Source organism: Actinomadura latina NBRC 106108, assembly GCF_001552195.1.
GTDB lineage: Bacteria > Actinomycetota > Actinomycetes > Streptosporangiales > Streptosporangiaceae > Spirillospora > Spirillospora latina.
Genome location: NZ_BCQS01000031.1, coordinates 1 through 23,480 on the forward strand (window position 1 = coordinate 1; position 23,480 = coordinate 23,480).

At 72.9% G+C, this 23,480-nt stretch carries 25 protein-coding genes; 12 read left to right on the plus strand and 13 right to left on the minus strand.

All coding sequences use genetic code 11. The features are described from left to right. Window positions 1-87: 87 nt before the first annotated feature. From AL2_RS29755 to AL2_RS29770, 4 genes are all read right to left on the minus strand, one after another. Window positions 88-1,281 carry an acyl-CoA dehydrogenase family protein gene (locus tag AL2_RS29755; RefSeq protein ID WP_067639460.1) on the minus strand — a complete coding sequence of 398 codons (1,194 nt, stop codon included), beginning with the start codon at window positions 1,279-1,281 and terminating at the stop codon, window positions 88-90. Between the two features lie 143 nt (window positions 1,282-1,424). Then, complete coding sequence (mctP, locus tag AL2_RS29760; protein ID WP_067639462.1) at window positions 1,425-3,035, minus strand: monocarboxylate uptake permease MctP; 1,611 nt, start codon at window positions 3,033-3,035, stop codon at window positions 1,425-1,427. 3 nt (window positions 3,036-3,038) lie between these two features. Continuing rightward, window positions 3,039-3,284, minus strand: coding sequence for a DUF3311 domain-containing protein (locus tag AL2_RS29765; protein ID WP_067639463.1), 246 nt, complete (start codon window positions 3,282-3,284; stop codon window positions 3,039-3,041). 266 nt (window positions 3,285-3,550) lie between these two features. After that, window positions 3,551-3,850, minus strand: a complete 300-nt coding sequence (locus AL2_RS29770) for a VOC family protein (RefSeq protein ID WP_245667031.1) — start codon at window positions 3,848-3,850, stop codon at window positions 3,551-3,553. Window positions 3,851-4,055: 205 nt separating this feature from the next. On the opposite strand from AL2_RS29770, the gene AL2_RS29775 reads away from it, so the two are divergent. From AL2_RS29775 to AL2_RS29785, 4 genes are all read left to right on the plus strand, one after another. Further along, on the plus strand, window positions 4,056-6,236 hold the full coding sequence (locus tag AL2_RS29775; RefSeq protein ID WP_083947024.1) for an anthranilate synthase component I: 2,181 nt from the start codon (window positions 4,056-4,058) through the stop codon (window positions 6,234-6,236). A 260-nt stretch (window positions 6,237-6,496) separates the two neighbouring features. Then, window positions 6,497-6,643, plus strand: coding sequence for a GPGG-motif small membrane protein (locus tag AL2_RS38185; protein WP_165959128.1), 147 nt, complete (start codon window positions 6,497-6,499; stop codon window positions 6,641-6,643). 77 nt (window positions 6,644-6,720) lie between these two features. Then, on the plus strand, window positions 6,721-7,656 hold the full coding sequence (locus AL2_RS29780; protein ID WP_067639465.1) for an SDR family oxidoreductase: 936 nt from the start codon (window positions 6,721-6,723) through the stop codon (window positions 7,654-7,656). A 56-nt stretch (window positions 7,657-7,712) separates the two neighbouring features. Continuing rightward, complete coding sequence (locus AL2_RS29785; RefSeq protein WP_067639467.1) at window positions 7,713-8,117, plus strand: ChaB family protein; 405 nt, start codon at window positions 7,713-7,715, stop codon at window positions 8,115-8,117. Here the strand turns inward: AL2_RS29785 and AL2_RS29790 are convergent. Beyond that, a complete protein-coding gene (locus tag AL2_RS29790) occupies window positions 8,114-9,097 on the minus strand; it encodes a helix-turn-helix transcriptional regulator (protein ID WP_067639604.1) in 984 nt (327 codons plus the stop codon). The genes AL2_RS29785 and AL2_RS29790 overlap by 4 nt on opposite strands. Window positions 9,098-9,192: 95 nt before the next feature. Between AL2_RS29790 and add the strand changes: the two genes are divergently transcribed. Continuing rightward, complete coding sequence (add, locus tag AL2_RS29795) at window positions 9,193-10,218, plus strand: adenosine deaminase (RefSeq protein WP_245667032.1); 1,026 nt, start codon at window positions 9,193-9,195, stop codon at window positions 10,216-10,218. Here the strand turns inward: add and AL2_RS29800 are convergent, their stop codons facing one another. Next, on the minus strand, window positions 10,219-10,449 hold the full coding sequence (locus AL2_RS29800; protein ID WP_067639471.1) for a hypothetical protein: 231 nt from the start codon (window positions 10,447-10,449) through the stop codon (window positions 10,219-10,221). It lies immediately after the preceding gene. Window positions 10,450-10,546: 97 nt separating this feature from the next. On the opposite strand from AL2_RS29800, the gene thyX reads away from it, so the two are divergent. Further along, on the plus strand, window positions 10,547-11,278 hold the full coding sequence (gene thyX / locus AL2_RS29805) for an FAD-dependent thymidylate synthase (protein WP_067639472.1): 732 nt from the start codon (window positions 10,547-10,549) through the stop codon (window positions 11,276-11,278). Window positions 11,279-11,876: 598 nt separating this feature from the next. Next, window positions 11,877-12,218, plus strand: coding sequence for an LAGLIDADG family homing endonuclease (locus AL2_RS29810; protein WP_157438443.1), 342 nt, complete (start codon window positions 11,877-11,879; stop codon window positions 12,216-12,218). Here the strand turns inward: AL2_RS29810 and AL2_RS29815 are convergent. Next, the gene (locus tag AL2_RS29815; protein ID WP_067639476.1) at window positions 12,209-12,589 is read right to left on the minus strand and encodes a VOC family protein; all 381 of its coding nucleotides are present in this window, start codon (window positions 12,587-12,589) and stop codon (window positions 12,209-12,211) included. The genes AL2_RS29810 and AL2_RS29815 overlap by 10 nt on opposite strands. Window positions 12,590-12,656: 67 nt before the next feature. On the opposite strand from AL2_RS29815, the gene AL2_RS29820 reads away from it, so the two are divergent. Continuing rightward, complete coding sequence (locus AL2_RS29820) at window positions 12,657-13,379, plus strand: dienelactone hydrolase family protein (RefSeq protein ID WP_067639478.1); 723 nt, start codon at window positions 12,657-12,659, stop codon at window positions 13,377-13,379. 16 nt (window positions 13,380-13,395) lie between these two features. On the opposite strand, the gene AL2_RS29825 is transcribed toward AL2_RS29820, so the two are convergent. Continuing rightward, complete coding sequence (locus tag AL2_RS29825; protein ID WP_067639480.1) at window positions 13,396-13,800, minus strand: PaaI family thioesterase; 405 nt, start codon at window positions 13,798-13,800, stop codon at window positions 13,396-13,398. A gap of 112 nt (window positions 13,801-13,912) precedes the next feature. On the opposite strand from AL2_RS29825, the gene AL2_RS29830 reads away from it, so the two are divergent. Beyond that, a complete protein-coding gene (locus tag AL2_RS29830) occupies window positions 13,913-14,713 on the plus strand; it encodes a helix-turn-helix domain-containing protein (RefSeq protein ID WP_067639482.1) in 801 nt (266 codons plus the stop codon). Here the strand turns inward: AL2_RS29830 and AL2_RS29835 are convergent. After that, window positions 14,628-15,827: a globin domain-containing protein gene (locus AL2_RS29835; protein WP_083947032.1), complete on the minus strand. Its 1,200-nt coding sequence runs from the start codon at window positions 15,825-15,827 to the stop codon at window positions 14,628-14,630. The two genes, AL2_RS29830 and AL2_RS29835, sit on opposite strands and share 86 nt — an antisense overlap. 556 nt (window positions 15,828-16,383) lie before the next feature. On the opposite strand from AL2_RS29835, the gene AL2_RS29840 reads away from it, so the two are divergent. Together AL2_RS29840 and AL2_RS29845 are read left to right on the plus strand one after the other, a co-directional pair. Beyond that, complete coding sequence (locus tag AL2_RS29840; RefSeq protein ID WP_067639486.1) at window positions 16,384-17,133, plus strand: gamma-glutamyl-gamma-aminobutyrate hydrolase family protein; 750 nt, start codon at window positions 16,384-16,386, stop codon at window positions 17,131-17,133. Window positions 17,134-17,205: 72 nt separating this feature from the next. Continuing rightward, window positions 17,206-18,180: an alpha/beta hydrolase gene (locus tag AL2_RS29845; RefSeq protein ID WP_067639488.1), complete on the plus strand. Its 975-nt coding sequence runs from the start codon at window positions 17,206-17,208 to the stop codon at window positions 18,178-18,180. Here the strand turns inward: AL2_RS29845 and AL2_RS29850 are convergent. Together AL2_RS29850 and AL2_RS29855 are read right to left on the minus strand one after the other, a co-directional pair. Further along, window positions 18,138-18,572, minus strand: coding sequence for an SRPBCC family protein (locus AL2_RS29850; RefSeq protein WP_067639490.1), 435 nt, complete (start codon window positions 18,570-18,572; stop codon window positions 18,138-18,140). The two genes, AL2_RS29845 and AL2_RS29850, sit on opposite strands and share 43 nt — an antisense overlap. Window positions 18,573-18,728: 156 nt before the next feature. Beyond that, the gene (locus AL2_RS29855) at window positions 18,729-19,910 is read right to left on the minus strand and encodes an acyl-CoA dehydrogenase family protein (protein WP_067639491.1); all 1,182 of its coding nucleotides are present in this window, start codon (window positions 19,908-19,910) and stop codon (window positions 18,729-18,731) included. 146 nt (window positions 19,911-20,056) lie between these two features. Here AL2_RS29855 and AL2_RS29860 point away from each other — a divergent pair, with 146 nt between their 5' ends. Further along, window positions 20,057-21,490, plus strand: a complete 1,434-nt coding sequence (locus tag AL2_RS29860; protein WP_218003725.1) for an aldehyde dehydrogenase family protein — start codon at window positions 20,057-20,059, stop codon at window positions 21,488-21,490. A 55-nt stretch (window positions 21,491-21,545) separates the two neighbouring features. On the opposite strand, the gene AL2_RS29865 is transcribed toward AL2_RS29860, so the two are convergent. Both AL2_RS29865 and AL2_RS29870 read right to left on the minus strand, forming a co-directional pair. Then, window positions 21,546-22,139: a TetR/AcrR family transcriptional regulator gene (locus tag AL2_RS29865; protein WP_067639493.1), complete on the minus strand. Its 594-nt coding sequence runs from the start codon at window positions 22,137-22,139 to the stop codon at window positions 21,546-21,548. 62 nt (window positions 22,140-22,201) lie between these two features. Next, entirely contained in the window at window positions 22,202-23,413 is a 1,212-nt protein-coding gene (locus AL2_RS29870) for an ROK family transcriptional regulator (protein ID WP_067639495.1), read from the minus strand. Window positions 23,414-23,480: the final 67 nt, after the last annotated feature.

Consider the following 23,480-nt stretch of genomic DNA (forward strand, 5'->3'; position numbering starts at 1 on the left):
CCCGGCCGCCCGCTGAGGAGGCGGCCGGGCCGCCGGCGGCCCGGGGCCGCTGGAGGAGGGTCCGGCGACCGCGGGCCGGCGCGCGGGTCAGCGCAGGCCGAACTCCCAGGTGCGGCCCTCGCCGTACTCCTTGAGGATGCGCCGGGCGGTCGTCGTCACGTGCACCTCGTCCGGGCCGTCGAAGATCCGCGCGGCGCGGGCGTGCCGGTACATGTCACCGAGCGGCGTGTCGTCGGTGAGGCCCTCGGCGCCGTGCACCTGGATGGCCCGGTCGAGGACGTTGTGCAGCATCCGCGCCGCGACCACCTTGATGACGCCGATCTCCACCCGCGCTTGGTCACCGGAGTCGATCTTGTGCGCGGCCTGGAGGGTGAGCAGGCGGGACGCCTGGATCTCGGCGTAGGAGTCGAACACGTGCTGCTGCAGGAGCTGCTTCTTGTGCAGCGGCTCGCCGAACGCCGTCCGGTCGTGCATCCGCGCGCACATCAGGTCGAACGCGCGCTGCGCCTGCCCGAGGAAGCGCATGCAGTGGAAGATGCGGCCCGGCCCGAGCCGCTCCTGCGCGATGACGAACCCGTGCCCGCGCGGGCCGAGCAGGTTCGACTCGGGGACGCGCACCTCGTCGTACAGCACCTCGCAGTGCCCGCCGTCCAGGCCGAGGACGGGAGTGTCGCGGACGATCGTGTACCCCGGCGTGTCCGTCGGCACGAGGATCATGCTGAACGACAGGTACGGCGAGGTGCCCTCGGGCTCCGTCCGGCACATCACGGTCGTGTAGGCGGCCCTGTCGGCGAGGGTGGTGAACCACTTGCGGCCCCGGACGACCCACTCGCCGTCCTCCAGCGTCGCGGTGGTGGTCAGCTGCGTGGGGTCGGAGCTGGAGATGCCCGGCTCGGTCATCGCGAAGCTCGGGTTGATCTCGGCCTGGACGAGCGGCTTGAGGAAGCGTTCGCGCTGTGCGTCGCTGGCGTGGCGGTGCAGCATCAGCGAGTCCTGGAGCGTGTAGGTGCCGAGCGCGGCCTGCCCGTACTCGCTGCGCCCCTGGACCTCGTTCACGTAGACGTAGTCGAGGAACGGCAGCCCGCCGCCGCCCAGCTCCGCCGGGTGCCCGAGCGCCCAGAGCCCCTCGGCCTTGGCCTCGCGCTGCAGGCCCGCCAGCAGCTCGGCCGCCTCGTCCCCGCCCGCGCGCAGCGCCGGCTCGGCGGGCTCGACGCGCTCGGTCATGAAGGCGTGGACGGCGTCGCGCACCGGGCGGACGGACGCGGGGACTTCGAAGCTCATGATCCCTCCCAGGTCACTAGAATCGCATTCTGTCGCGGAACGGGGACGGGTGCGCAAGGGCTTCGGGGCGGAAATCGCGCCGAAGCGGCCCGCGGCGGACGCTCGGGGAGCGCCGCCGCGGGCCGCCGCGGGACCCTGACGGATCAGGTGGTGCCGGTGAGGTCCAGCTCCTTGACCTTCGCGTCGCCCTCGTCGGCGAAGTAGTCGTCCGCGCGGGTGGCGTCCGCGCCGTCCGCCAGCTTGGCCGCCCGGCAGACCAGCGTGCCGATGACCGCGACCGCGGCGTTGACGGCCAGCGCCAGGATGCCGGTGTAGATCGTCATCTTCGTGTCGAGGCCGAGATCGCTCAGCGGGTACGCCGAGCCGCCGAAGTGCTCCTTGCCCTTCGCCGGGTTCGGGATCTGGTACAGCATCCACAGGCCCGCGACCATGCCGCCGGCCCAGCCCGCGATGAGCGCGCCGCGGTGGAACCAGCGCGTCATCAGGCCGAGCCCCACCGACGGGAGCGTCTGCAGGATGATGACGCCGCCGATGAGCTGCAGGTCGATGGAGAACTGCGGGTCCAGCGCCAGGATGCACGCCACCGCGCCGGCCTTGACGATCAGCGAGACCAGCTTGCTGACGGTGGCCTCCTGCTTCGCCGTGGCGTCCCGCTTCAGGTACTCCTTGTAGATGTTGCGGGTGAACAGGTTCGCCGCCGCGATCGACATGATCGCCGCGGGGACCAGCGCGCCGATGCCGACGGCGGCGAACGCCACGCCGGCGAACCAGTCCGGGAACATGTGGTCGAACAGCACCGGGACGGCGGTGTTGGCGTCCGGCTTGCCGTCGGTGGTGATCGGCTTCACCCCGGCCGCGATCGCCATGTAGCCGAGCAGCGCGATCAGGCCGAGGACGAAGCTGTAGGCGGGCAGCGCCGCCATGTTCCGCTTGATCACGTTGCGGTTCTTGCTGGCCAGCACGCCGGTGACGCTGTGCGGGTAGAGGAACAGCGCCATCGCCGAGCCGAGCGCGAGCATCGCGTAGTTCAGCTGCCCGGTGCCGGCGATCGTGATGCCGTCGCCCGGCGCGGGCGTCGCGTCGAACTTGGCCTTGGCCGCGTCGAAGATGTCGCCCCAGCCGCCGAGCTTCGCCGGGATGTACAGCACCGCGACGATGATGACCAGGTAGATCAGCGCGTCCTTGACGAAGGCGATCAGCGCCGGCGCCCGCAGCCCGGACTGGTAGGTGTAGGCCGCGAGGATCACGAACGCGATGATGAGCGGCCAGTGGCCGTTCACGCCCATCGCCTTCAGCACGGCCTCGATGCCGACGAGCTGCAGCGCGATGTAGGGCATCGTGGCGACGATGCCGGTGATCGCCACCAGCAGCGCCAGCGTCGGCGAGCCGAACCGGGCCCGGACGAAGTCGGCCGGCGTGACGAAGCCGTGCACGTGCGACACCGACCAGAGCCGGATCAGGAACAGGAACACCAGCGGGTACACGATGATCGTGTACGGGACGGCGAAGAAGCCCGCCGCGCCCGCGCCGAACACCAGCGCCGGGACGGCCACGAACGTGTAGGCGGTGTAGAGGTCGCCGCCGATGAGGAACCAGGTGACCCAGCTGCCGAAGCTGCGGCCGCCGAGGCCCCACTCGTCCAGGCTGTGCATGGTGTCCGGGCGCCGCCACCGGGCGGCGACGAAGCCCATCCCGCTGACCAGCAGGAAGAGCAGGGAGAAGACGACGATCTCGGTGATGTGGTCGCTCGCCACGGCTCAGCCCCGCTTCTTCGTCATCTGGTAGACGACGACCGTGCAGGCGACGCCGAGCGGGATGAAGGCGAGCTGGATCCAGTAGAAGGCGGGGAAGCCCGCCAGCCGCGGCGAGTCGCTGTTGAACACGAACGTCAGCAGCGGGACCGCGATGGGGACGATCAGCAGCCAGTTCCAGACGCTGCGGTCGGAGCGTGCGGCGGGCGGCGGTTCCGTCGAGGCCGGTTCCTTCGGGTTGTCGGGAGTCAAGGGGGTTCCTCCTCGTCGTGCGTCACGCGCACGGCCCGCGTCTGGGATGCCCTTCGGATCGCGAAACGGAGGCCGTGCCCGGTGGGCGGCCGGGTGAGAGTACACGTCCGATGATCACGACGTGATCTCGGTCACGGCACGACTCGGGTGGATCGTTCCAGTCCGGCGGGGAGCAGGTCAGGACCCATCCGACAGGGCGTCAGGGAACGGTCAGGCCGTCCGGTCGGCGGCGGTCCTCGGCTCGTGCCGGACGTCCGTCGGCAGGTTCAGCTCCCGCGTCCACGCCGCGAACTCCACCAGGATCCCGTCGGGGTCCTTGAAGTAGATGGACCGCACGACACGCCGCATGGCTCGGGCGCGTCCGGGAACCAGAAGAAGGCGAGGGCGTTGCCGCCGCCGCAGTCGAAGAAGAAGTGCTGGCCCCAGCCCATCGGCAGCTCGATGGTCTTGATCAGGGGCATGCCCAGCACGCCCTCGTAGAAGTCCACGGTCCGCTTCATGTCGCTGGAGACGAGCGCGAGATGGTTGACCCCGCGCAGTTCGAACTCGGTGTTCTTCCTGGTCATGGCCGCCGCTCCGGTGATGGTGGGCAAACCCCCGCGCCGGGGTCCATGGTAACCTCGCCGCATGCGAACCGCAGCCGCCCGGTGGTGGTGGCGCCGCTGAGGCGGCGCCGGTTCGTGCATGCTCTAGACCAGGCGACCGTCCTCACCGGCGGTCGCTTTCTCGTGTGCGCCGTCCGGTCGAGGGCCCGATAGAGGGGCCACCGCGGTGGAGACCGTCTCACAGCAGCCGCTGACCAGCGAGTTCGTCACGGCCGGGGGCGTACGGGTGACCCGTACCGCCGTCCCGGTCGACTCCGAGCGCAAGTCCGACGTGCTGAACGCCCTCGTCGCCGCCGTGGGCGAGCGGCGCGGCGGCGTGCTCAGCTCCGGCATGGAGTATCCGGGCCGCTACAGCCGCTGGCACATGGCCTACGTCGACCCGTGCCTGGAGATCGTCGCGCGGGGGCGGGCGGTCGCCGTGCGCGCCCTCAACGACCGCGGCCGGGTCGTCCTGCCCGCCGTCGCCGCCGTGCTCCGCGGCACCGGCGACGTCCGCGCGGACGAGGCCGGTCGCTTCGAGGTCTTCGTCCCGCCGGGGGAGGAGTTCTTCGCCGAGGAGGAGCGCAGCCGCCAGCCGACCGTCTTCACCGTCCTGCGCGCCGTCACCGGCCTGTTCGGCTGCGACGATCCGCACCTCGGCCTCTACGGGGCGTTCGGCTACGACCTGTCGCTGCAGTTCGAGCCGCTGCGGACCCGGCTGGAGCGGCCCGGCGACCAGCGCGACCTCGTCCTCCACCTCGCCGACGAGATGGTCGTCGTCGACCGCAAGCGGGAGACCTCGCACCGGATCTCCTACGAGTTCGAGGTGGAGGGCGGGGGGAGCACGGCCGGGCTGCCGCGCGCCACTGAGCCGACGCCCGTCCCGGCACGGGCGGCCGAACTGCCGGCGCAGCCCGTGCCCGGGGTGTACGCGCAGATGGTGCGGGACGCCAAGGAGAAGTTCGTCCGCGGCGACCTGTTCGAGGTCACGCCGGGCCACGCGATGTACGGGCGGTGCGACTCGCCCGCCGCGTTCTTCGAGCGGCTGCGGGAGAGCAACCCGGCCCCGTTCGAGTTCCTGTTCAACCTGGGCGACGGCGAGTACCTGGTCGGCGCGTCGCCCGAGATGTTCGTCCGGGTCACCGGCGACCGCGTCGAGACCTGCCCGATCGCCGGGACGATCAAGCGCGGCGACGACGCGCTGGAGGACGCCGAGCAGATCCGCACGATCCTGTCGTCCGCCAAGGACGAGTCCGAGCTGACCATGTGCACCGACGTCGACCGCAACGACAAGTCGCGCGTCTGCGTGCCCGGCAGCGTGCGCGTGCTCGGGCGCAGGCAGATCGAGATCTACTCACGGCTGATCCACACCGTCGACCACATCGAGGGCCGGCTGCGCCCCGGCTTCGACGCGCTCGACGCGTTCCTCACCCACATGTGGGCGGTCACCGTCACCGGTGCGCCGAAGGCGTGGGCGATGCAGTTCATCGAGGACCACGAGGACTCGCCGCGCCGCTGGTACGGAGGGGCCGTCGGCTGCGTCGGCTTCGACGGGTCGATGAACACCGGCCTGACGCTGCGGACGGCGCAGATCCGCGACGGCGTCGCGACCGTCCGGGCGGGGGCGACGCTGCTCTACGACTCCGACCCCGACGAGGAGGAGCGCGAGACGCACCTCAAGGCCAGCGCGCTGCTCGGCGCGCTCGCCGCGTCCCAGCAGGGCGCCGGCGCCGCGCCCGCGGAGGAGCCGCGGCCCGCGCCGCCCGGGGACGGCGTCAAGGTGCTGCTCGTCGACCACGAGGACTCGTTCGTCAACACGCTCGCCGACTACTTCCGCCAGGAGGGCGCCGCCGTGGTCACGCTCCGGCACGGGTTCCCGGTGCGGATGCTGGACGAGCACGCCCCCGACCTGGTGGTGCTGTCGCCCGGTCCCGGCCGTCCTGAGGATTTCGGAACCCGCGCGCTGCTGAGCGCCCTCGCCGAACGGGACCTCCCCGTCTTCGGCGTGTGCCTCGGCCTGCAGGCGATGGTGGAGCACGCCGGCGGTGAGCTGGCACTGCTGCCCGAGCCGTCCCATGGCAAGCCCGGCCAGGTGAAGGTCACGGCGCTCGAGCCGGGGGGAGGCCTGTTCGAGGGGCTCCCGGACGAGTTCACCGCGGCCCGCTACCACTCGCTGCACGCCACGCCGGACCGGGTGAAGGGCTTCCAGGTGACGGCGCTGACCGGTGACGTCGTGATGGCGATCGAGGACCCGGAGCGGCGGCGCTGGGCCGTCCAGTTCCACCCGGAGTCGATCCTCACCGCGGCGGGCGGCGCGGGCCGCCGGATCGTCGCCAACGTGCTCCGGTTGTGCCGTTCGCAGGGTTGAACCGTTCCGGATGCCGAGTGCCCCTACTTCCGAAGCACGAGGAACGGGCGCGCGGAACCGGCCCTGAGGCCGATGCCGCGGCCCGGCCGGGACGGAAGACTTGGTTCCGGCCACACCGCGCCGTGGCTTCCGCGACGTGGTGACCGCCGTTATCCAGGCGGAGAAGGAGAGACCTCTCCTTCTCCGCCCATAACGGAGATTTCGGTCACCCAAAACGAGATTGCGGTTTCTTGGCGTCCTGCGGGGGGAGGCCGGGGGTCATGATGACAATCCTGTGGCTTATCGCGGTGATTCTCGTGATCGCCGGTATCTACGTGATCCTCGCCCGTCGCGATCTCCTCTGGGGGATCGTCCTGATCGTCGTCGGGCTCCTGGTCGGCCCCGGCGGCGTGAGCATCTTCACCTGACCCCCCCGAAAACCCGCGCACGGCGGGGACGGAAACCCTGACGTGAGTTGTCAGGTTTCGGTGCCAGCATCGTCCCCATGAGCCGTGCACTGACAGCAAAGACCGCACTGACAGGAAAGACCGCACTGGTCGCGGGCGGCACACGCGGCGCGGGCCGCGGCATCGCCGTCGAGCTCGGCGCCGCGGGCGCGACCGTCTACGTGACGGGACGGTCCACCCGATCGCAGCGATCGGAAGTGGACCGTCCCGAGACCATCGAAGGGACCGCCGAGCTGGTGACGGCGGCGGGCGGCGAGGGCATCGCCGTCCGGGTCGACCACCTCGAACCCGGCCAGGTGGCCGCGCTCGTGCGCCGCATCGACGCCGAACGCGGCCGGCTGGACGTCCTCGTCAACGACGTCTGGGGATCGGACCACCTCTTCCAGTTCGGCAAGCGGCTGTGGGAGCAGTCCCTCGAGGACGGCCTGCGGATGTTCCGGCTGGCCCTCGACACCCACGCCGTCACCAGCCACCACGCCCTCCCGCTGCTGATCCGCGAGCCGGGCGGGCTCGTCGTCGAGATGACCGACGGGACCGCCGAGTACAACGCGAAGTACCGCAGGGAGTGCGGGTACTTCTACGACATCGTCAAGAACGCCGTGATCCGGATGGCGCTCGCCCAGGCCGAGGAGATCGCCCCGTTCGGGGCGACCGCCGTAGCGCTCACCCCGGGCTGGCTGCGCTCGGAGGCGATGCTGGAGCACTTCGGCGTCACCGAGGCCACCTGGCGGGACGGGGCCGCCAAGGACCCCCACTTCGCCATGTCCGAGTCGCCCGCCTTTGTGGGGCGTGCCGTCGCGGCCCTCGCCGCCGACCCGGACCGGGCCCGCTGGAACGGGCGGGCCCTCTCCAGCGGCGGGCTCGCCCAGGTCTACGGCTTCACCGACACCGACGGCAGCAGCCCCGACATGTGGCGCTACCTGACGGAGGTGGTGGACGCGGGCGGCCCGGCCGGCGTCACCGGTTACCGGTAGCGGTTTGGCGGCGCGCCGGCCGGTTATCGCGACCTCAGAGGCGAAAAGGAGGAGTCATGCCGAAGACGACCAAGAGCGGCAAACCGAAGAAGGACGAGCTTCCCGGCACGATCCAGCGCTCGCCGAAGGAGGCGCAGGAGACCTTCGCCAAGGCGCACGACTCGGCGGTCGAGACCTACGGCGAGGGCCAGCGCGCCCACCGCACCGCATACTCCGCGCTCAAGCACACGTTCGAGAAGCGCGGCGACCACTGGGAGCCGAAGGGGCGCAAGGGGCCGTCCGACCCGCGGGCCAAGAACCCCGACGCCCGCAAGGGCAAGGGCAGGAGCTTCGGCGGCGTGGACGTCGAGGGCAGCAGCAAGAAGGAGCTGTACGACCGCGCCGCCGGCCTCGACGTCCAGGGCCGCTCGAAGATGAGCAAGGAGGAGCTGGCCGAGGCGATCGCGCGCAAGCAGGACTAGGAGCCGCCGGCGGGCGGCGCGTACAACTCCGCCAGCCGGGCGGCGTCCCGCGCCATCCGCGCGCGCAGCTCCGGCGGGGCGAGGACCTCGGCCTCCGCGCCGAGCCGCATCAGCTGCGACGCCGCGACGTCCATCGACTCGACCGGCAGCGTCGTCACGACCCGGCCGTGCTCGTCGGGCTCCCCGGCGTCCTCGGCCGCCCGCCGGGCCGCGTGCGGCTCGACCGCGTGGCGCAGCAGCCGCACCCCGGCGGGCGAGAGGCGCACGGTGATCTCCTCGCGCAGCATCGAGCGCACGAACGCCGCCGCCTCCTCGCGCCAGTGCGCGGCGAGGTCGAACTCCTCGTCCCGGTCGAAGACGGTGCCGGTCGCGCGGATCCCGGCGACGCGGTCCGCGCGGTAGGTGCGGAAGCCGCCGCCGACCCGTGCGACCAGGTACCAGGCGCCGTTCTTCAGGACGAGCGCGTACGGCTCGGCCGTGCGCGTGACCTCGGTGTCCTTGCGGCGGTAGCGCAGCTCGACGGTCTCGTCCTGCCACACCGCGCGGGCCAGGTCGCGCAGCAGCGGCGGCGGGCCGGTCTCGCCGAACCAGCCCGGCGCGTCCAGCAGGAACCGCCGGCTCGCCCGCGCGGGCGCGTCCCGCAGCGCGGCGGGCAGCGCCGCGAGGACCTTCAGCTCGGCGGCGGCCAGCGCGCCGGCGCGGCCCATGTCCGCGGCCGGGCCGGGCAGCCCGGACAGGAACAGCGCCTCGGCCTCCTCGCGGGTGAGGCCGGTCAGCCGCGTCCGGTAACCGCCGACCAGGCGGTACCCGCCGCCGCGCCCCTGGTCGGCGTAGACCGGGACGCCGGCCGCCGACAGCGCCTCCATGTCCCGGTACACGGTCCGCTCCGAGACCTCCAGCTCGCGGGCCAGCTCGCCCGCCGTCATCGCCTCCCGCGACTGCAGGAGCAGGACCATGGAGATCAGCCGGGCCGCGCGCATGGACACCATCCTGCCGTCCCGTTCCTGACGTTTTCACGTTAGATTCGCCGTCTTCGCCTGTCATGGGGGGCGCGGTGGCTGTTAGCTTCGCGGACGTGCCTACCGAAACCACTGCGATCGGGGCGTTCATCGACGCCCTTCCGAAGGTCGAGCTGCACGTCCACCTCGTCGGCTCCGCCTCGGTCCCCACCGTCCTCGAACTCGCCCGCCGCCACCCGGACGGGCCCGTCCCCGCGGACGAGCGCGAGCTGCGCGCCTTCTACGCGTTCCGCGACTTCCCGCACTTCGCCGAGGTGTACGAGGCGGTGTCCGGCCTCGTCCGGACACCGGAGGACGTCGGCACGCTCGTCTTCGGCGTCGCCCGCGACCTCGCCGCGCAGAACGTCCGCTACGTCGAGCTGACCGTCACCCCGTACACCCACCAGCGGGCCGGGATGCCGATGCCCGCGATCACCGAGGCCCTGGACCACGCCGTGCGCGAGGCCCGCGACCGGCTCGGCATCCGCGTCGCCTACATCTTCGACATCCCCGGCGAGTTCGGCGCCGAGGGCGCGCGCGGCACCATCGACCACGCGCTCGCCCACCCGCCCGAGGCGCTCGTCGGGTTCGGCATCGGCGGCATCGAGCAGATGCGCCCGCCGCACCGGGACGCGTTCCGCGACGCGTTCGCCGCCGCCCGCGCCGCCGGGCTCCGCAGCCTCCCGCACGCCGGCGAGATGACCGGGCCGGAGACGATCTGGGAGGCCATCGAGGGCCTCGGCGCCGAGCGCATCGGGCACGGCATCAGCTGCCTGGACGACCCGCGCCTGATCGCGCACCTGCGCGAGACGCAGCTGCCCCTCGAAGTGTGCCCGACGTCCAACGTGTGCACGGGCCAGGTCTCCGACCTGTCCTCCCACCCCTTGCCGCGGATGCTGGAGGAGGGCCTGTTCGTCACGCTGAACAGCGACGACCCGCCGATGTTCGACACCACGCTGACCGGCGAGTACCGCGTCGCCGCCGAGGTGTTCGGGCTGGGCGCCGCCGACCTGGCGTCCCTGGCCCGCAACGCCGTGATCGCCTCGTCCCTGGACGAGGAGGGCCGCAAGGCGATCATCGCCGACATCGACGCCCTGTCTTGATCACCGGGCCCGGACGTGCACCGCCTGTGAGTCGAGCCCGGCCCGGATCTCGCCCGGCAGCGACGCGGCGCCCCGGTCGAGGGTGTCGAGGACCCTCTGCGCCTCGCCCAGATCCCCCGCGGCGGCGAGGGCCCGCGCGTACCCGGTCCCGGTGATCTCCAGCACGGTCCTGCTACCGGAATGAGTGGTGAGCGACGGTGTGACGCCGCTGATGTCGAGACAGGCGAGCAAGACGGGTCCGCTGCTCGCCGGCGTCCTCGACCGACGCTGTCGGCGGCCGAGACTAAGGTTGCGGAGGCGGCTCAGGCGACCTGAAGGGGGAGGCCCGATGACGGACGAAACGGCCATGGAGATCGAGTTCCGCAGCGACGTGGTGGTAGAGCTGATCAAGTCCGCCGCGTCGGACGCCGACGTGCTCTGGGCGGCACGCGTATCGACGAAGGGGGAGAACTCGCTCGCGGAACTGGAGGCCGACCCAGAACGCTCCAAAGGCCTCATCAACTACCTGATGCGCGACCGGCACGGCACCCCGTTCGAGCACTCGTCGATGACCTTTTACGTGAAGGCGCCGATCTTCGTGTTCCGCGAGCAGATGCGGCACCGGACGTTCTCCTTCAACGAGGAGAGCGGCCGCTACCGCAGGCTGGAACCGGTCTTCTACGTGCCTGGAGCAGATCGGAAGCTCGTCCAGGAGGGCAAGCCGGGCAAGTACGTGTTCGTGGACGGGACCCCCGAGCAGCGCAAGATCGTCGACGAGGTCACGAAGGAGAGTTACCGGCACGCCTACCGCGCCTACACCGAGATGCTGGACGCGGGCATCGCCCGTGAGGTGGCGAGGAGCGTCCTTCCGGTCGGGCTCTACTCCTCGATGTACGTGACCTGCAACGCACGTGCCTTGATGAACTTCCTCTCCCTGCGCGTCAAGAGGGAGGACGCCGCGTTCCCCTCGTTCCCGCAGCGGGAGATCGAGATGGTGGCCGAGCTGATGGAGGAGGAGTGGGCCAAGCTCATGCCGCTGACCCACGCCGCCTTCGAGGCCAACGGCCGCGTCTGCCCTTAGCGTCACCGCGACGCCCGCCCGCAGCCCCCGACGCGGGCGGGCCTGTTCTGTCGGCTCCCTGGGACGGACGTGCTGACGGCGGGCGGCTGGAAGCCATGGCCGCTGGTGGACGGGACGGAAACGTTCGCGACTGTCGACCCGTCCTCCGGCGTGCTGGGATACCGGGAGGCGACAGCCGTCCTTCACCGTGAGACCCGGGGCCCGATGTACAGGGTCAGGTCGGAGCAGATCGATCTGCTCGTCGGTATTGATCACCCGCTGTGGGTCCAACGGGTCGATACGCGCGCGGCACGCCGAGGGGAACAGCCGTTCGCGGTCGAAGCGCCGGGTGCGCTCGTGCACAAACGCATCCGCTACGCGAAGACGGCGCGGTGGCACTGCGGCACTGATGCGGACGTCCGGATCCCATCCACGATCCGGACCTGGACACGTCCCGACAATGGTGCCCAGTGCGTGCGCACTTATCCGGGCGCGGTCTTTCCGGCGTCTCCGGGCTTACCTGCCGGTCTCAAGCCACGGCTGCGTCCGAACCCAGTGCGTCGCGCTGCGGGACTTCCTGGCCGGGTTGGGGCGGGCGGTCGACAAGAGGTTGCCCCGAGTGGCGCATGGATGGACGCCGGAGATCATTCATCTCTTCATCGACGCGATGGTCGAAGGTGATGGCACCACGCACCCCAAGAACGGACACCGCGTGATCTACACCGCCTCGGCGGAGCTGGCCGGAGGTCTGCAGGTCCTCGCCATCAAGGCGGGGATCAGCGCCAACGTCCGTGTCGATGACCGGGTCGGGCTGTTGCGTGTGATGCCCAATGGGCAATCATTCCATAACCTTCGCCCGACATATGTCGTCTCATTGGTCGCCAAGCGCAACAGGCAAGGCCGTCATTTCGGGAGCGGCCCGCGTCTCGCGTGGCCGAACTCTGAGCGAGGTCACTCGTAGACGCTGAGTTCGATCAGGTTGTGGTCGGGGTCGCGGATGTAGACGCTCGTGATGGGCCCGGTGGCGCCGGTGCGCGCCACCGGGCCCTCCTCGACGTGGACGGCGTGCCGTTCCAGGTCGGCGAGCACCTCGTCCATGGAGCAGGCGGTGATCAGGCACAGGTCGGCGCTGCCCGGGGTCGGCCGCGCCGCCTTCGGTTCGAACTCGCGGCCGGCCTCGTGCAGGTTGATCTTGCCGGCGCCGAACGCCAGGGCGCGGCGGCCGGCGCCGAAGGTCACCGCCTCCATGCCGAGGACGCGCGTGTAGAACCAGATCGCGGCGTCGATGTCGGCGACGGTGAGGACGAGGTGGTCGAGGCGGTCGATGCGCATGCGACCACCGTAACCGCGCGGATCGGGGCTAGGCGTACGGTGTATGTCTGCGGCATTATTCGACGCTATGTCTGACATTGTGATTCCCGTGGGCGCGCGGGAGCTGCCGGGGTACCTCGCCGTTCCCGAGGGGGAGGGGCCCTGGCCGGGCGTCGTCATCCTGTTCGAGGCGATGGGCGCGAACGCCGACATGCGCGCCCAGGCCGACCGGTTCGCCGCGCAGGGGTACCTCGCCGTCCTGCCGGACCTCTACGGCGGAGCGCCGTGGGTGCGGTGCGTCACCAAGGCGATGCGCGACATGCGCGCTCAGCGCGGCCCTGCCTACGACCACATCGAGGCTGCGCGTGCGTGGCTCGCGGGACGCGATGACTGCACCGGTGACGTGGGCGTGTGCGGGTTCTGCATGGGCGGCGGGTTCGCGCTGGTCGCGGCGGCGAAGTACGACTTCAAGGCCGCCGCCGCCAACTACGGCATCCTGCCGCGGCGGCCGGAGGAGTCGCTGCGCGGCGCCTGCCCGATCGTCGGCAGCTACGGCGCCGCTGACCCGACGCTTCGCGGGGCGGCGGGCAAGCTGGAGCGCGCCCTGACGAGCGCCGGCGTCGCGCACGACGTGAAGGAGTACCCGGGGACCGGGCACGGTTTCCTCACCGGGCTCACGCCGCCGGCCCCGCTCGGCCCCCTAGCCAAGATCGTCTTCGGCCTGGGCAAGGGGCGCGAGAACGCCGCCGACGGCTGGGACCGGATCTTCGCCTTCTTCGGCGAGCACCTCACTAAGAAATCTACAACGTAAAGGCGACGGGGCCGGATCAAGGCCGCAGGACGGCCTGGGTCTGGGTCACCTGGGCCACGCGGCGGCCGGTCTCGTCGTAGAGGTCGGTCTGGACGACGATCGATGTGCGGCCGGTGTGCAGGGGGCGTGCGACGCCCCGGACGCAGCCCTCCTTGACGCCGCGGAAGAAGTTCGTCTTGGACTCCAGCGTCGTCGTGGACGTCCCCGCCGGCAGGTTGAGGAAGGCGCAGGCGGCGCCGAGGGTGTCGGCGAGCGCCATGAGGGCGCCGCCGTGCATCACGCCGCCGGCGGTGCAGCGCTCCGGGGCCCAGTCCAGCCGGCCGGTGACCTCGTCCGGTCCGGCGGTGTCGATGCGCACGCCGAGCGCGCGGGCGAACGGCATGGCGGCGGTCAGCTGGTCGGGGGTCGGCCCGGCGGTCATGGAGCCTCCTTGGTGGACGTCCTCGGGTCCACCCTGGCGGCCGGGCCCTCGCGGCGTCCATTACCCGGGACGTAATCGCGGGCGTGACCGGCGGGCCGGTAGCGTCCGGGACGTGACGACGGCGTTGAGCGATGTGCGGCCCATCGGGGACCAGCTGCGGGCCTGGCGGCAGCGGCGCAGGCTGAGCCAGCTGGAGCTGGCGTCGGAGGCGGACGTGTCGACCCGGCACCTGAGCTTCGTGGAGACGGGGCGGTCGGCGCCGAGCCGGGAGATGGTGCTGCGGCTCGCGGAGCACCTGGACGTGCCGCTGCGAGACCGCAACCTGCTGCTGGTGGCGGCGGGGTACGCGCCGGTCTTCGGCGAGACGCCGATCGAGGAGCCGAAGATGGACGCCGTCCGGGCGGCGCTGAAGCAGGTGCTGGCCGGGCACGAGCCGTATCCGGCCGTGGTCGTGGACCGGTTCTGGAACCTCATCGACGCCAACGAGGCCGCCGCGTTCTTCATGGAGGGCGCGCCGCCGGAGCTGCTGGAGCCGCCGCTGAACGTGCTGCGGCTGAGCATGCATCCGGACGGCATGGCGAAGAACATCCTGAACCTGGCCGAGTGGCGCGCCCACATGATCGACCGGGTGCGGCGGCACGTGGCGCTGACCGCGGACACCGCGCTCACCCAGCTCTACCGGGAGCTGCGGAGCTTCCCCGGGGACGTGGGGGAGGCGATGGCGCCGCCCGCGGACCACGACGTCTTCGTCCCGCTGCGGATGCGGGTGGACGGCCGCGAGCTGTCCTTCTTCAGCACGATCGCGACATTCGGCACGCCGGTCGACATCACGGTCGCGGAACTGGCGATCGAGTCGTTCTACCCGGCGGACGCGGCGACGACGGGGTTCCTGCGGGAGCGCGCGGGCTGGTGACCGGGTCGCCGGCGGTGAGCAGGTCGTGGTGGACGCGCCGCAGCGGCATGCCGAGCCGCTGCAGCGCGGTGACGGTTCCCCGGACGAGGGGGGCGGGCCCGGCGACGTAGGCGGTGAGGTCGCCGACGCCGTCCAGGAGGCCGGGCAGGACGTCGGGCACGCGACCGCTCAGCGCGCTGCTCCCCGGCGACCGCGACAGCACGGGCACGACGCGGAGGCGGGGGCAGGCCGTCTCCAGCAGCCGCAGGTCGGGCAGGTCGTAGAGGCCGCCGGCGGTGCGGGCGGCGACCAGCAGGCGGATGCCGCGGCCCGAGCCGGCGGCCTCCTCGGCCAGGGCCTTCATGGGAGCGAGCCCGGTGCCGCCGCCGATCAGGAGCAGGTCGCCGGAGCCGGGGTCGAGGGTCATGGCGCCCTCCGCCGGGCCGAGCAGCACGGTGTCGCCGGGGGCGGTGCCCCGGACCAGCGCGCCGCTCACCCACCCGCCGGGGCGGGCGCGCACGTGCAGGCGCAGCGTGCCGTCCGGGCGGGGCGCGTTCGCGATCGAGTAGCGGCGCCACACCCGCGGCCAGCGGGGGCTCTGCACGCTGACGTGCTGCCCGGCGGTGAACGGGAGCGGCCGCTCGGGGCGCAGCGTGAGCACCGCGAGGTCGGGGGCGCGGCGGTCGTGCCCGGCGACCTCCGCGGCCCACCACGGAGGGGCGTGCGCGGCGTCCCGCTCGGCGGCGCCGATCATGGCGTCGGCGGCGTGCCGGTAGGCGGCGGCCCACGCGTCCTCGGCCTCGGCCGTCCACAGCCCGGCGGCGTAGACGCGCAGCGTGGCGGTCAGCGCGGCGCCGACGGCGGCGTAGTGCTCGCGCCGCACCCCGTACTTGCGGTGGCCGCGGCCGAGCCGGGCGAGGTGCCCGGCGAGCTCGCCGGGGTTGTCCTGGCTCCACACGATCCGGACGAGCGCGTGGAAGAACCGGTCGTGCTGGTGCCCCATCGCGGGCGGGAAGAGGGCGCGCAACTGCGGCTCGGCCGCGAAGAGGCGGCCGTAGAAGTAGCTCATCGCGCCCGCCGGGTCGGCTTCGAGCCGGGCGAAGCACTCCTTGACGATGCGGGGTTCCGGTGACATCTGCCAGCTCACTCCCAGCCCATTCCCCGGCCTTGCGGGGGCCCGGCACCGGCGATCGCGGCAGGTCGGGTGCCCGGCTTTGTGAGATTCTCGCCCGTGAACCCTCAGGCCCTCAAGTCGGCCGCCGTGGGCGGTCGCCGAACGATGCACTCCGTGATCGGCCGCAAAGCATCGGTAACCGGTTGAGCTGCGGAAAGAGCACGCATACTGATCAGTATCGGAGCGGCCGGGCGGCTGGCGGACGCCGGCCGGACCGGGCATGGAGGAAGAAAGCACCCCCTGGTGGAAGATTTCGTGATTCTTCGAGGATTCCGCCCGGGGGACGCCCGAACCGGCGCGGCGGGACGCCGGCCGCCGGCGAAACGATCTGGGCGCTTCGGACTGCGAATATCCGTCACGTACGGCAAGCTGGCCGGGAGAGAGGCCGGGAGAGAGGCCGGGGGCGGGACGGCGCGAGGGGGCGGGTGAGGCACCGCGAGGTGCCGCCGGAAGCGGCAGATCACCCATATCGGCAGCCGTCCTGTGGCCAGTGCTCAGCAGAGGGGGAGACAGGCATATGTCAGAGGCCGTCCGCGGGGCTCCGGGCCCCGCCGCCGGGGGCGGCGCGCCGCCGCTCATCGGCATCACCACCTACCAGGAGCCCGCCCGCTGGGGGGTGTGGGTGCGCGAGGCCGCGCTCCTGCCGGTGCCGTACGTGCGCGCGGTGGAGCGCGCCGGCGGCGTCCCGCTGCTGCTGCCGCCGCCCGCGACCCTGCGCGGGCTGGAGGCCCTGGTCACGCGGCTGGACGGCATCGTCCTCGCCGGCGGCGGCGACCTCGATCCCGGCCTGTACGGCGCCGCCCGGCACTACGAGACCGGGCCGCCGCAGCCGCAGCGCGACCGGTTCGAGCTGGCGCTGGTCCGCGCGATCGTGGCCGCGGACCTGCCGTTCCTGGCGATCTGCCGGGGCATGCAGGTGCTGAACGTCGCGCGCGGCGGCGCCCTCATCCAGCATCTGCCGGAGGCCGTCGGGCACAGGGGCCACGCGCCGGAGACGGGCATCGTCGGCTCGCATCCGGTGCAGATCAGCGCGACCAGCCTGGTCGGCAAGATCCTGGGCGACGCGGCAGGCGTCCCGACCTACCACCACCAGGCGGTCGGGAGGCTCGGCAAGGGCCTGTCGGCCGTGGCCTGGGCCGAGGACCAGGTGGTGGAGGCAGTCGAGCTGCAGGGCCACCGCTTCGGCCTCGCCGTCCAGTGGCATCCCGAGGAGGGCGACGACCCGCGCCTGTTCGAGGCGCTGGTCGCGGAGGCCGCCGGCCGCTGACCGGGGATTGACGCCCCGGTTCCGGGGAAGCGATCTGGTGGAAACCACCGCATTCCTCCCGGAGGCCGCCGCATGCCCGTCCACCCGCAGACCGTGAGCTTCCTGGAGCTGCTCGCCGCCTGGACGGCCCCGCCGCCCGGGGAGGCGCCCGAGCCCACGATCGCGGAGATGCGGGAGCGGATCGGCGCGGCGTTCCCGGCCGTGCGGCGGGAGCTTCCGCGGGTCCGCGACATCGAGGTGCGCGGGCCCGGCGGGCCGGTGCCGGTGCGGCTGTACCGCCCGGAGCGGCCCGAGCGGGGGCCGCTGCCCGCGGTCGTCTACCTGCACGGCGGAGGCTGGGTGCTCGGCGGCGTCGACAACGTGGACGCGGCGTGCCGCGACCTCGCCGCGTCCGCCGGGTGCGTCGTCCTGAACGTCGGGTACCGGCTGGCTCCCGAGCACCCGTTCCCCGCGGCCGTGGACGACGCGTGGGCCGTCGTCGCGTCCGCGGCGCGGGAGCCGGGACGCTACGGCATCGTGCCCGGCGCCCTGGCGGTGGCCGGGGACAGCGCCGGCGGGAACATCGCCGCCGGCGTCGCGCTGCTGGCCCGGGACCGCGGGGTGGCGCTCGCCCACCAGCTGCTCGTCTACCCGGTGACCGACACGGCGATGGACACCCCGAGCTGGCGGGAGTACGGCACCGGGTACGGGCTGGACGCGGGCACGCTCGCCCGGTTCATGGAGCTGTACCGGGGCGGCGCCGACCCGTCCGACTTCCGGCTGGCCCCGCTGCGCGCCCCCCGCCTCGCGGGCGCCGCGCCCGCCACCGTCATCACCGCCGAGTGCGACATCCTGCGCGACGAGGCCGAGGCGTACGCCCGCCGGCTCGCCGCGGCCGGGGTGCCGGTCGAGCTGCGCCGCTACGACGGCGTCGTGCACTCCTTCTTCCTGCTGCCCGAGATCTTCGACGCCGGCGCCGAGGCGATGGAGTTCGCCGCGCGGCGGCTGCGCGCGGCGTTCGGCCGTCAGCCGAAGCGCTCGGCGAGGGCGCCGAGGCCCGTCGCGTAGATGCCCCGCGCGAGGGTCTTGGTCATCGCCTCCTCGTCGCCGGCGTCCGCGGAGAACTCGCCCCACCACTCGACGAACGCCTGGCCGGTCGCGGTGACCGGCGAGACGCGCAGGTGGCCGCGGGCGCCGCGCAGCGGCAGCGGGCACTCCATGATCTCGTAGGAGTAGCCGCGGCCGGCGTCGTCCAGCCCGGTGAGGCGCTCGCGGAACACCGAGTCGCCGGGGCCGATCAGCCGGCGGACGCAGCCGACGCGGTCGCCGGGGCCGCCGTCCTCGATCACGCCGGTCTCCACGCCCGGCATCCACTCGGCGAGGTTCCCGAAGTCCCGCAGGTAGGACCACACCTCGTCGGCGGTTGCGTCGAGCACGGCGCTGGCGTACGACCGGGGCATGGGCACTCCTCGCTGCGGGGCGGAAACCCTCATGCTGGCGTGCGCGGTGTGACCCGGGCAACAGGTCGACCGTCTCGAATGCAATTCGGGATGATCGGGTGGGCTGCGCGCCGCGCACGACCCGGGCACGGCGGTCCGCATCCCCGTGAGCGAGGGCTAGTACGACCTGGGCAGCCCCAGCTCGTGCTGCGCGATGTGGGCGAGGACGAGTTCCTCCGCGACCGGGATGTTCTTGGCGATGCGGGCGTCGCGGAACATCCGGGCGATCGGGTACTCCATCGAGTACGCCATGCCGCCGTAGGTCTGGAAGGCGCGGTCGGCCGCCTGCCAGGCCGCGTCCGCCGCGGTGAGCTTGGCGATGTTGGCCTCCGAGCCGCACGGGCGGCCCCGGTCCCACAGCCAGGCGGCCTTGTAGGCCATCAGCCGGGCCAGTTCCAGCTGCGCCTTGGCCTTGGCGAGCGGGAAGGCGATGGCCTGGTTCGACCCGATCGGCTTGCCGAACGGCGCCCGCTCGCCGGCGTACTCGCAGGCGAGCTTCAGCACGAGCCCGCCCGAGCCCACGCCGCCCGCCGCGGCCAGGATCCGCTCGGGGTTGAGGATGTCCCACAGGACGAGGAACCCCTGGTCGGCCTCGCCGAGGACCCGGTCCGCCGGGACGCGCACCTCGTCCAGGAACACCATGCTGGACGCGACGGTGTTGGTGCCCAGCTTCGGGATCGGCTGGTACGTGAGCGTGCCCTCGGCGACGGCCTGCCCGACGTCCACCAGCAGGACGGTGAAGCCGGACGTGCGGGGCCGCGCCTCGGACGCCGGGATCGTCCGGGTGACCAGCACGAGGAAGTCGGCGCGCTCGACGCCGGAGATCCAGATCTTCTGCCCGCTGACCAGGAAGTGGTCGCCGTCGCGGCGCGCCTGGGTGGAGATGTTGATGGCGTTGCTGCCCGCGTCCGGCTCGGTGATCGCGAAGCAGGTCTCGACCTCCCCGGACGCGATCTTCGGCAGGAACTCGCGCTTCTGCTCCGCGGTCCCGTGCCGGTCGATCGTGAGCCCGCCGAACGCGGGCGTCAGCAGGTACATGAACGACGCGGCGCCGCCCGCGCCGCCCTCGGCCAGCGCCTCCAGGGCCACCGCCAGCTCCAGCAGCCCCTGGCCGCCGCCGCCGTACTCCTCCGGGACCGCCAGCGCGTGCCAGCCGCCGGCGACCAGCTCCCGCCAGACCTCCTCGGGCCAGCGCTTCTCCGCGTCGCACCGGCCCCAGTACTCCTGGTCGTACTTCCCGGCGATCGCCAGCACGCCCTCGCGCACCGCCGCCGCGCTCTCCGGCAGGTCGAAGTCCACCGCGCCTCCCTCAATTCGCGTGCGCACCACGGTAGCCGACTTCAGTAAGTGGTCACTGACGCGGGGGCGCCGTCATTGAAGACCGCCTCACCGGGTAGGCGATCCGACGGACCCCGACACTGACGGCGACACGGGAGGGGGAGGCCATGCGGCCCCGGGACAGGTGGATGCTGGCCGGCGGACGGTGGAGCCAGGGCACCGGGGAGGACGTGTTCTCGGTGGACGATCCGGCGACCGGCGAGCCGCTGGGGGTGGTGGCGGTGTCCACGCGGGCGGACGTGGACGCGGCGGTGGCGGCGGCGTGCGACGCGGCGCCGGGCTGGGCGGCCACGCCGGCCGCCGGCCGGGGCGCGGCCCTGCACGCCGCCGCGCGGGCGGTCGAGGAGCGCATGGACGAGCTGGCCGCGCTGGTGACCGCCGAGATGGGCAAGCCTTCCGGCGACGCCCTCGGCGGCGTCGAGGCCGGGATCGGGACGCTGCGCCAGTACGCCGAGCTGGGCCCCCTGCACGGGGGCCGCAGCCTGCAGGGCGGCTGGGACGCCGCCGACTTCATGGTCCGCGAGCCGCGCGGCGTCGTCGCCGTGATCACGCCGTGGAACGACCCGGTCGCGATCGCCTGCGGGCTCATCGGCGCCGCCCTGGCCACCGGCAACACCGTCGTGCACAAGCCGTCCGAGCGGACCCCGCACACCGGCGCGCTGCTCGCCGAGCTGCTCGCGGGGTGCCTGCCCGACGGCGTCCTCAACATGGTCAGCGGCGGCGGCGAGACGGGCGAGGCCCTCGCCGGCAACCCGGACGCCGACGTCGTCGCGCACGTCGGCTCCACGGCGGCGGGGCGGCGCATCGCCGAACTGGCCCTGCGCACGGGTGCGAAGACCCTGCTGGAGAACGGCGGCTCCGACCCGCTGGTCGTCGACGCCGGCGTCGACCCGGTCTGGGCCGCCGGGCAGGCCGCCCTCGGCTGCTTCGCCAACGCCGGGCAGATCTGCACGTCCGTCGAGCGCGTCTACGTCCACGAGGCCGTGTCCGAGCCGTTCCTGGACGCGCTCGCCGATCGCGCCCGGAACCTGCGGATGGGGCCGGGCGCCGACGTGTCCACCGAGCTCGGCCCGCTCGTCGACGAGCGCCACCGTACCCACGTCCACCAGCAGGTCGAGAAGGCGATCGCGGACGGCGCGCGCCCCCTGGCGGGCGCGCAGATCCCCGGCGGCCCTGGCTCGTTCTACCCGGCGACCGTCCTCGCCGGCTGCACCGACCACATGCCGATCATGGCGGAGGAGGTCTTCGGGCCGGTCGCGCCCGTCCGCACCGCGCCGTCGTTCGACCAGGCCCTGGACGCGGCGCGCCGCTCCCGCTACGGCCTCGCCGCGACCGTCCTCACCCGCGACATGGCCCACGCGCAGGCGGCCTGGCGCACCCTGAACACCGGCACCGTGAAGATCAACGCCGTGTTCGGCGGCGCCCCGGGAGGCGCCGCCACCCCGCGCCGCGCCAGCGGCCACGGCTTCGGCTACGGCCCCGAGCTCCTGGACGAGATGACGACGGTGAAGGCCGTCCACGTCCAGACCGCCGTCCCCTGATGGAGGGAAGCGGCCGCGACGCCGGAAAGCCGGTGCCGGACCCGTCGCTCGCGGTTCACCCGGCGTCCGGGCCGGCGGTCCGCGCCGGGACCGACAGGTAGCGGGTCACCAGGCGGGCCACGAAGTGCGCGAACGCCTCCGGCGGGCCGGAGGGCAGCATGATGTGGCTCATCGTCAGCCGGACCGCGGCGTCGGCGACCTCGGTGAGCGCGTCGCGGTCGAGGTGCGGCCACTGCCGCAGCGCGTGCTCGGCGATGCGGGCGCTGGCGGTGAACAGCACCGGCTCGGCCTGCGTGGTGAGCAGCGGCAGCATCTCGTCGCCGCCCGCGCCGGTGAGCACCGCCTTCTTCAGCTGGTCGTCCGCCGACGTCTGCAGCGTGTACGTCACCGCGGCGACCACGGCGGAGTACACGTCGTCGTGCGCCGACAGGACCGCGTCGATGCCGTCGAGGTAGCGCTCGTTGTCGCGGACGACGACCGCCTGCGCCAGGCCCCACTTGTCGCCGAACTCGTTGTAGACGGTCTGCCGGCTCACCCCGGCGGCCTCCGCGACGTCCCGCATGCGGACGGCGCGGTAGCCGCGCTCCACGAGCAGGTCGGCGGCGGCGTCCAGCAGTGACTCGCGCACGGGACGTCCGGCGGTGCCCATGTGTCGTCGTTCCTCCGGGTGCTGGTCGGGCCTCCATTATCGCCCGTGCCCCGCCGGTACGGCTATCGCGCCGCCGGGCCGCCGCCGCTGTCGAGCAGGTGGGCGAGCGGGAGGGTGGCCGCGCCGACCGCGACCGCCTCCGGGCCGAGGTGGCAGAGTTCGATCGTGGTCTGCGCGAACGGCTGGCGCAGCGCGTACGCGGCGGTCGCCGCGACGATCCGGTCCAGCATCCGGCCGCCGATCAGCAGCCCCGCCCACCCGCCGATGATGATCTTCTCGGGGCTGAACAGGTTGACCAGGTCGGCGATGCCCGCGCCCAGGTACTCGGCGGTCTCGTCCCGCAGGTCCGCCGCCGCGCCGGACGGGTCGGCGAGCAGCCCGGCGAGGGCCGCCTCCTCGTCCGTCCCGGCCGGGCCGCCCGCCGCCCGGTACCGCTCCAGCAGCGCGGTCGCGCCGACGTAGGACTCCAGGCAGCCGCGCGACCCGCAGCGGCACCGCGCGCCGCCGACCCGCACCGTCGTGTGCCCCCACTCGCCGGCGCTGCCGGCCGCGCCCCGGTACGGCGAGCCGTCGATCATCACGGCGGCGCCGACGCCGGAGCCGATGAGGGCGACGACGGCGTTGCGGTTCCCGCGCCCCGCGCCGAACCACATCTCGGCCTGCCCGAGCGAGGTGGCGCCGTTGTCGACGAACAGCGGCAGCCCGGTGCCCGCGCGCAGCATCCGCTCCAGCGGCACGGCATCCCAGCCGACGGTCTGGCAGTGCACCACCGCCTCCGGGCCGTGCTCGGTCACGCTGTGCTCGACGACGCCGGGGACGCCCACGCCGACGCCGATGATGGACGCCGGGTCGACCGATGCGCCCTCGATGACGGCGGGCAGCCCGGCCAGGATGTACCGGACGACGGCGTGCTCGTCGTGGCCGCCGTCCCCGAGCGGGAAGTCGGCCTTGGCGAGCTGGGTCAACTCCAGGTCGAACAGCTCGACCATCACCCGCGTCTCGCCGACGTCCACCCCGATGAGGTGGCCGTAACCGGCCGCCGTCTTCAGCAGCACCCGCGGGCGGCCCCCGTCGGAGTCGACGCTGCCCGCCTCCACGACGAGCCCCGCCTCGATCAGCTCGGTGACCACGTTGCTGACCGACGCGGGGCTGAGGCCGGTCTCCCTGGCCAGGTCCTGGCGGCTGAGCGGCCCGTCGAAGTACAGCCGCCGCAGCAGCACCGACCGGTTGGTGCGGCGCAGGTCGCGCACGGTCCTCCGGCGCCGTTCCGGCATCGGGCCCCCTTCTCCCGCGGCCGCCGCGCGGCCGCGTCCCCCGCGGTTCTCAGGTCTTGACCCGGCC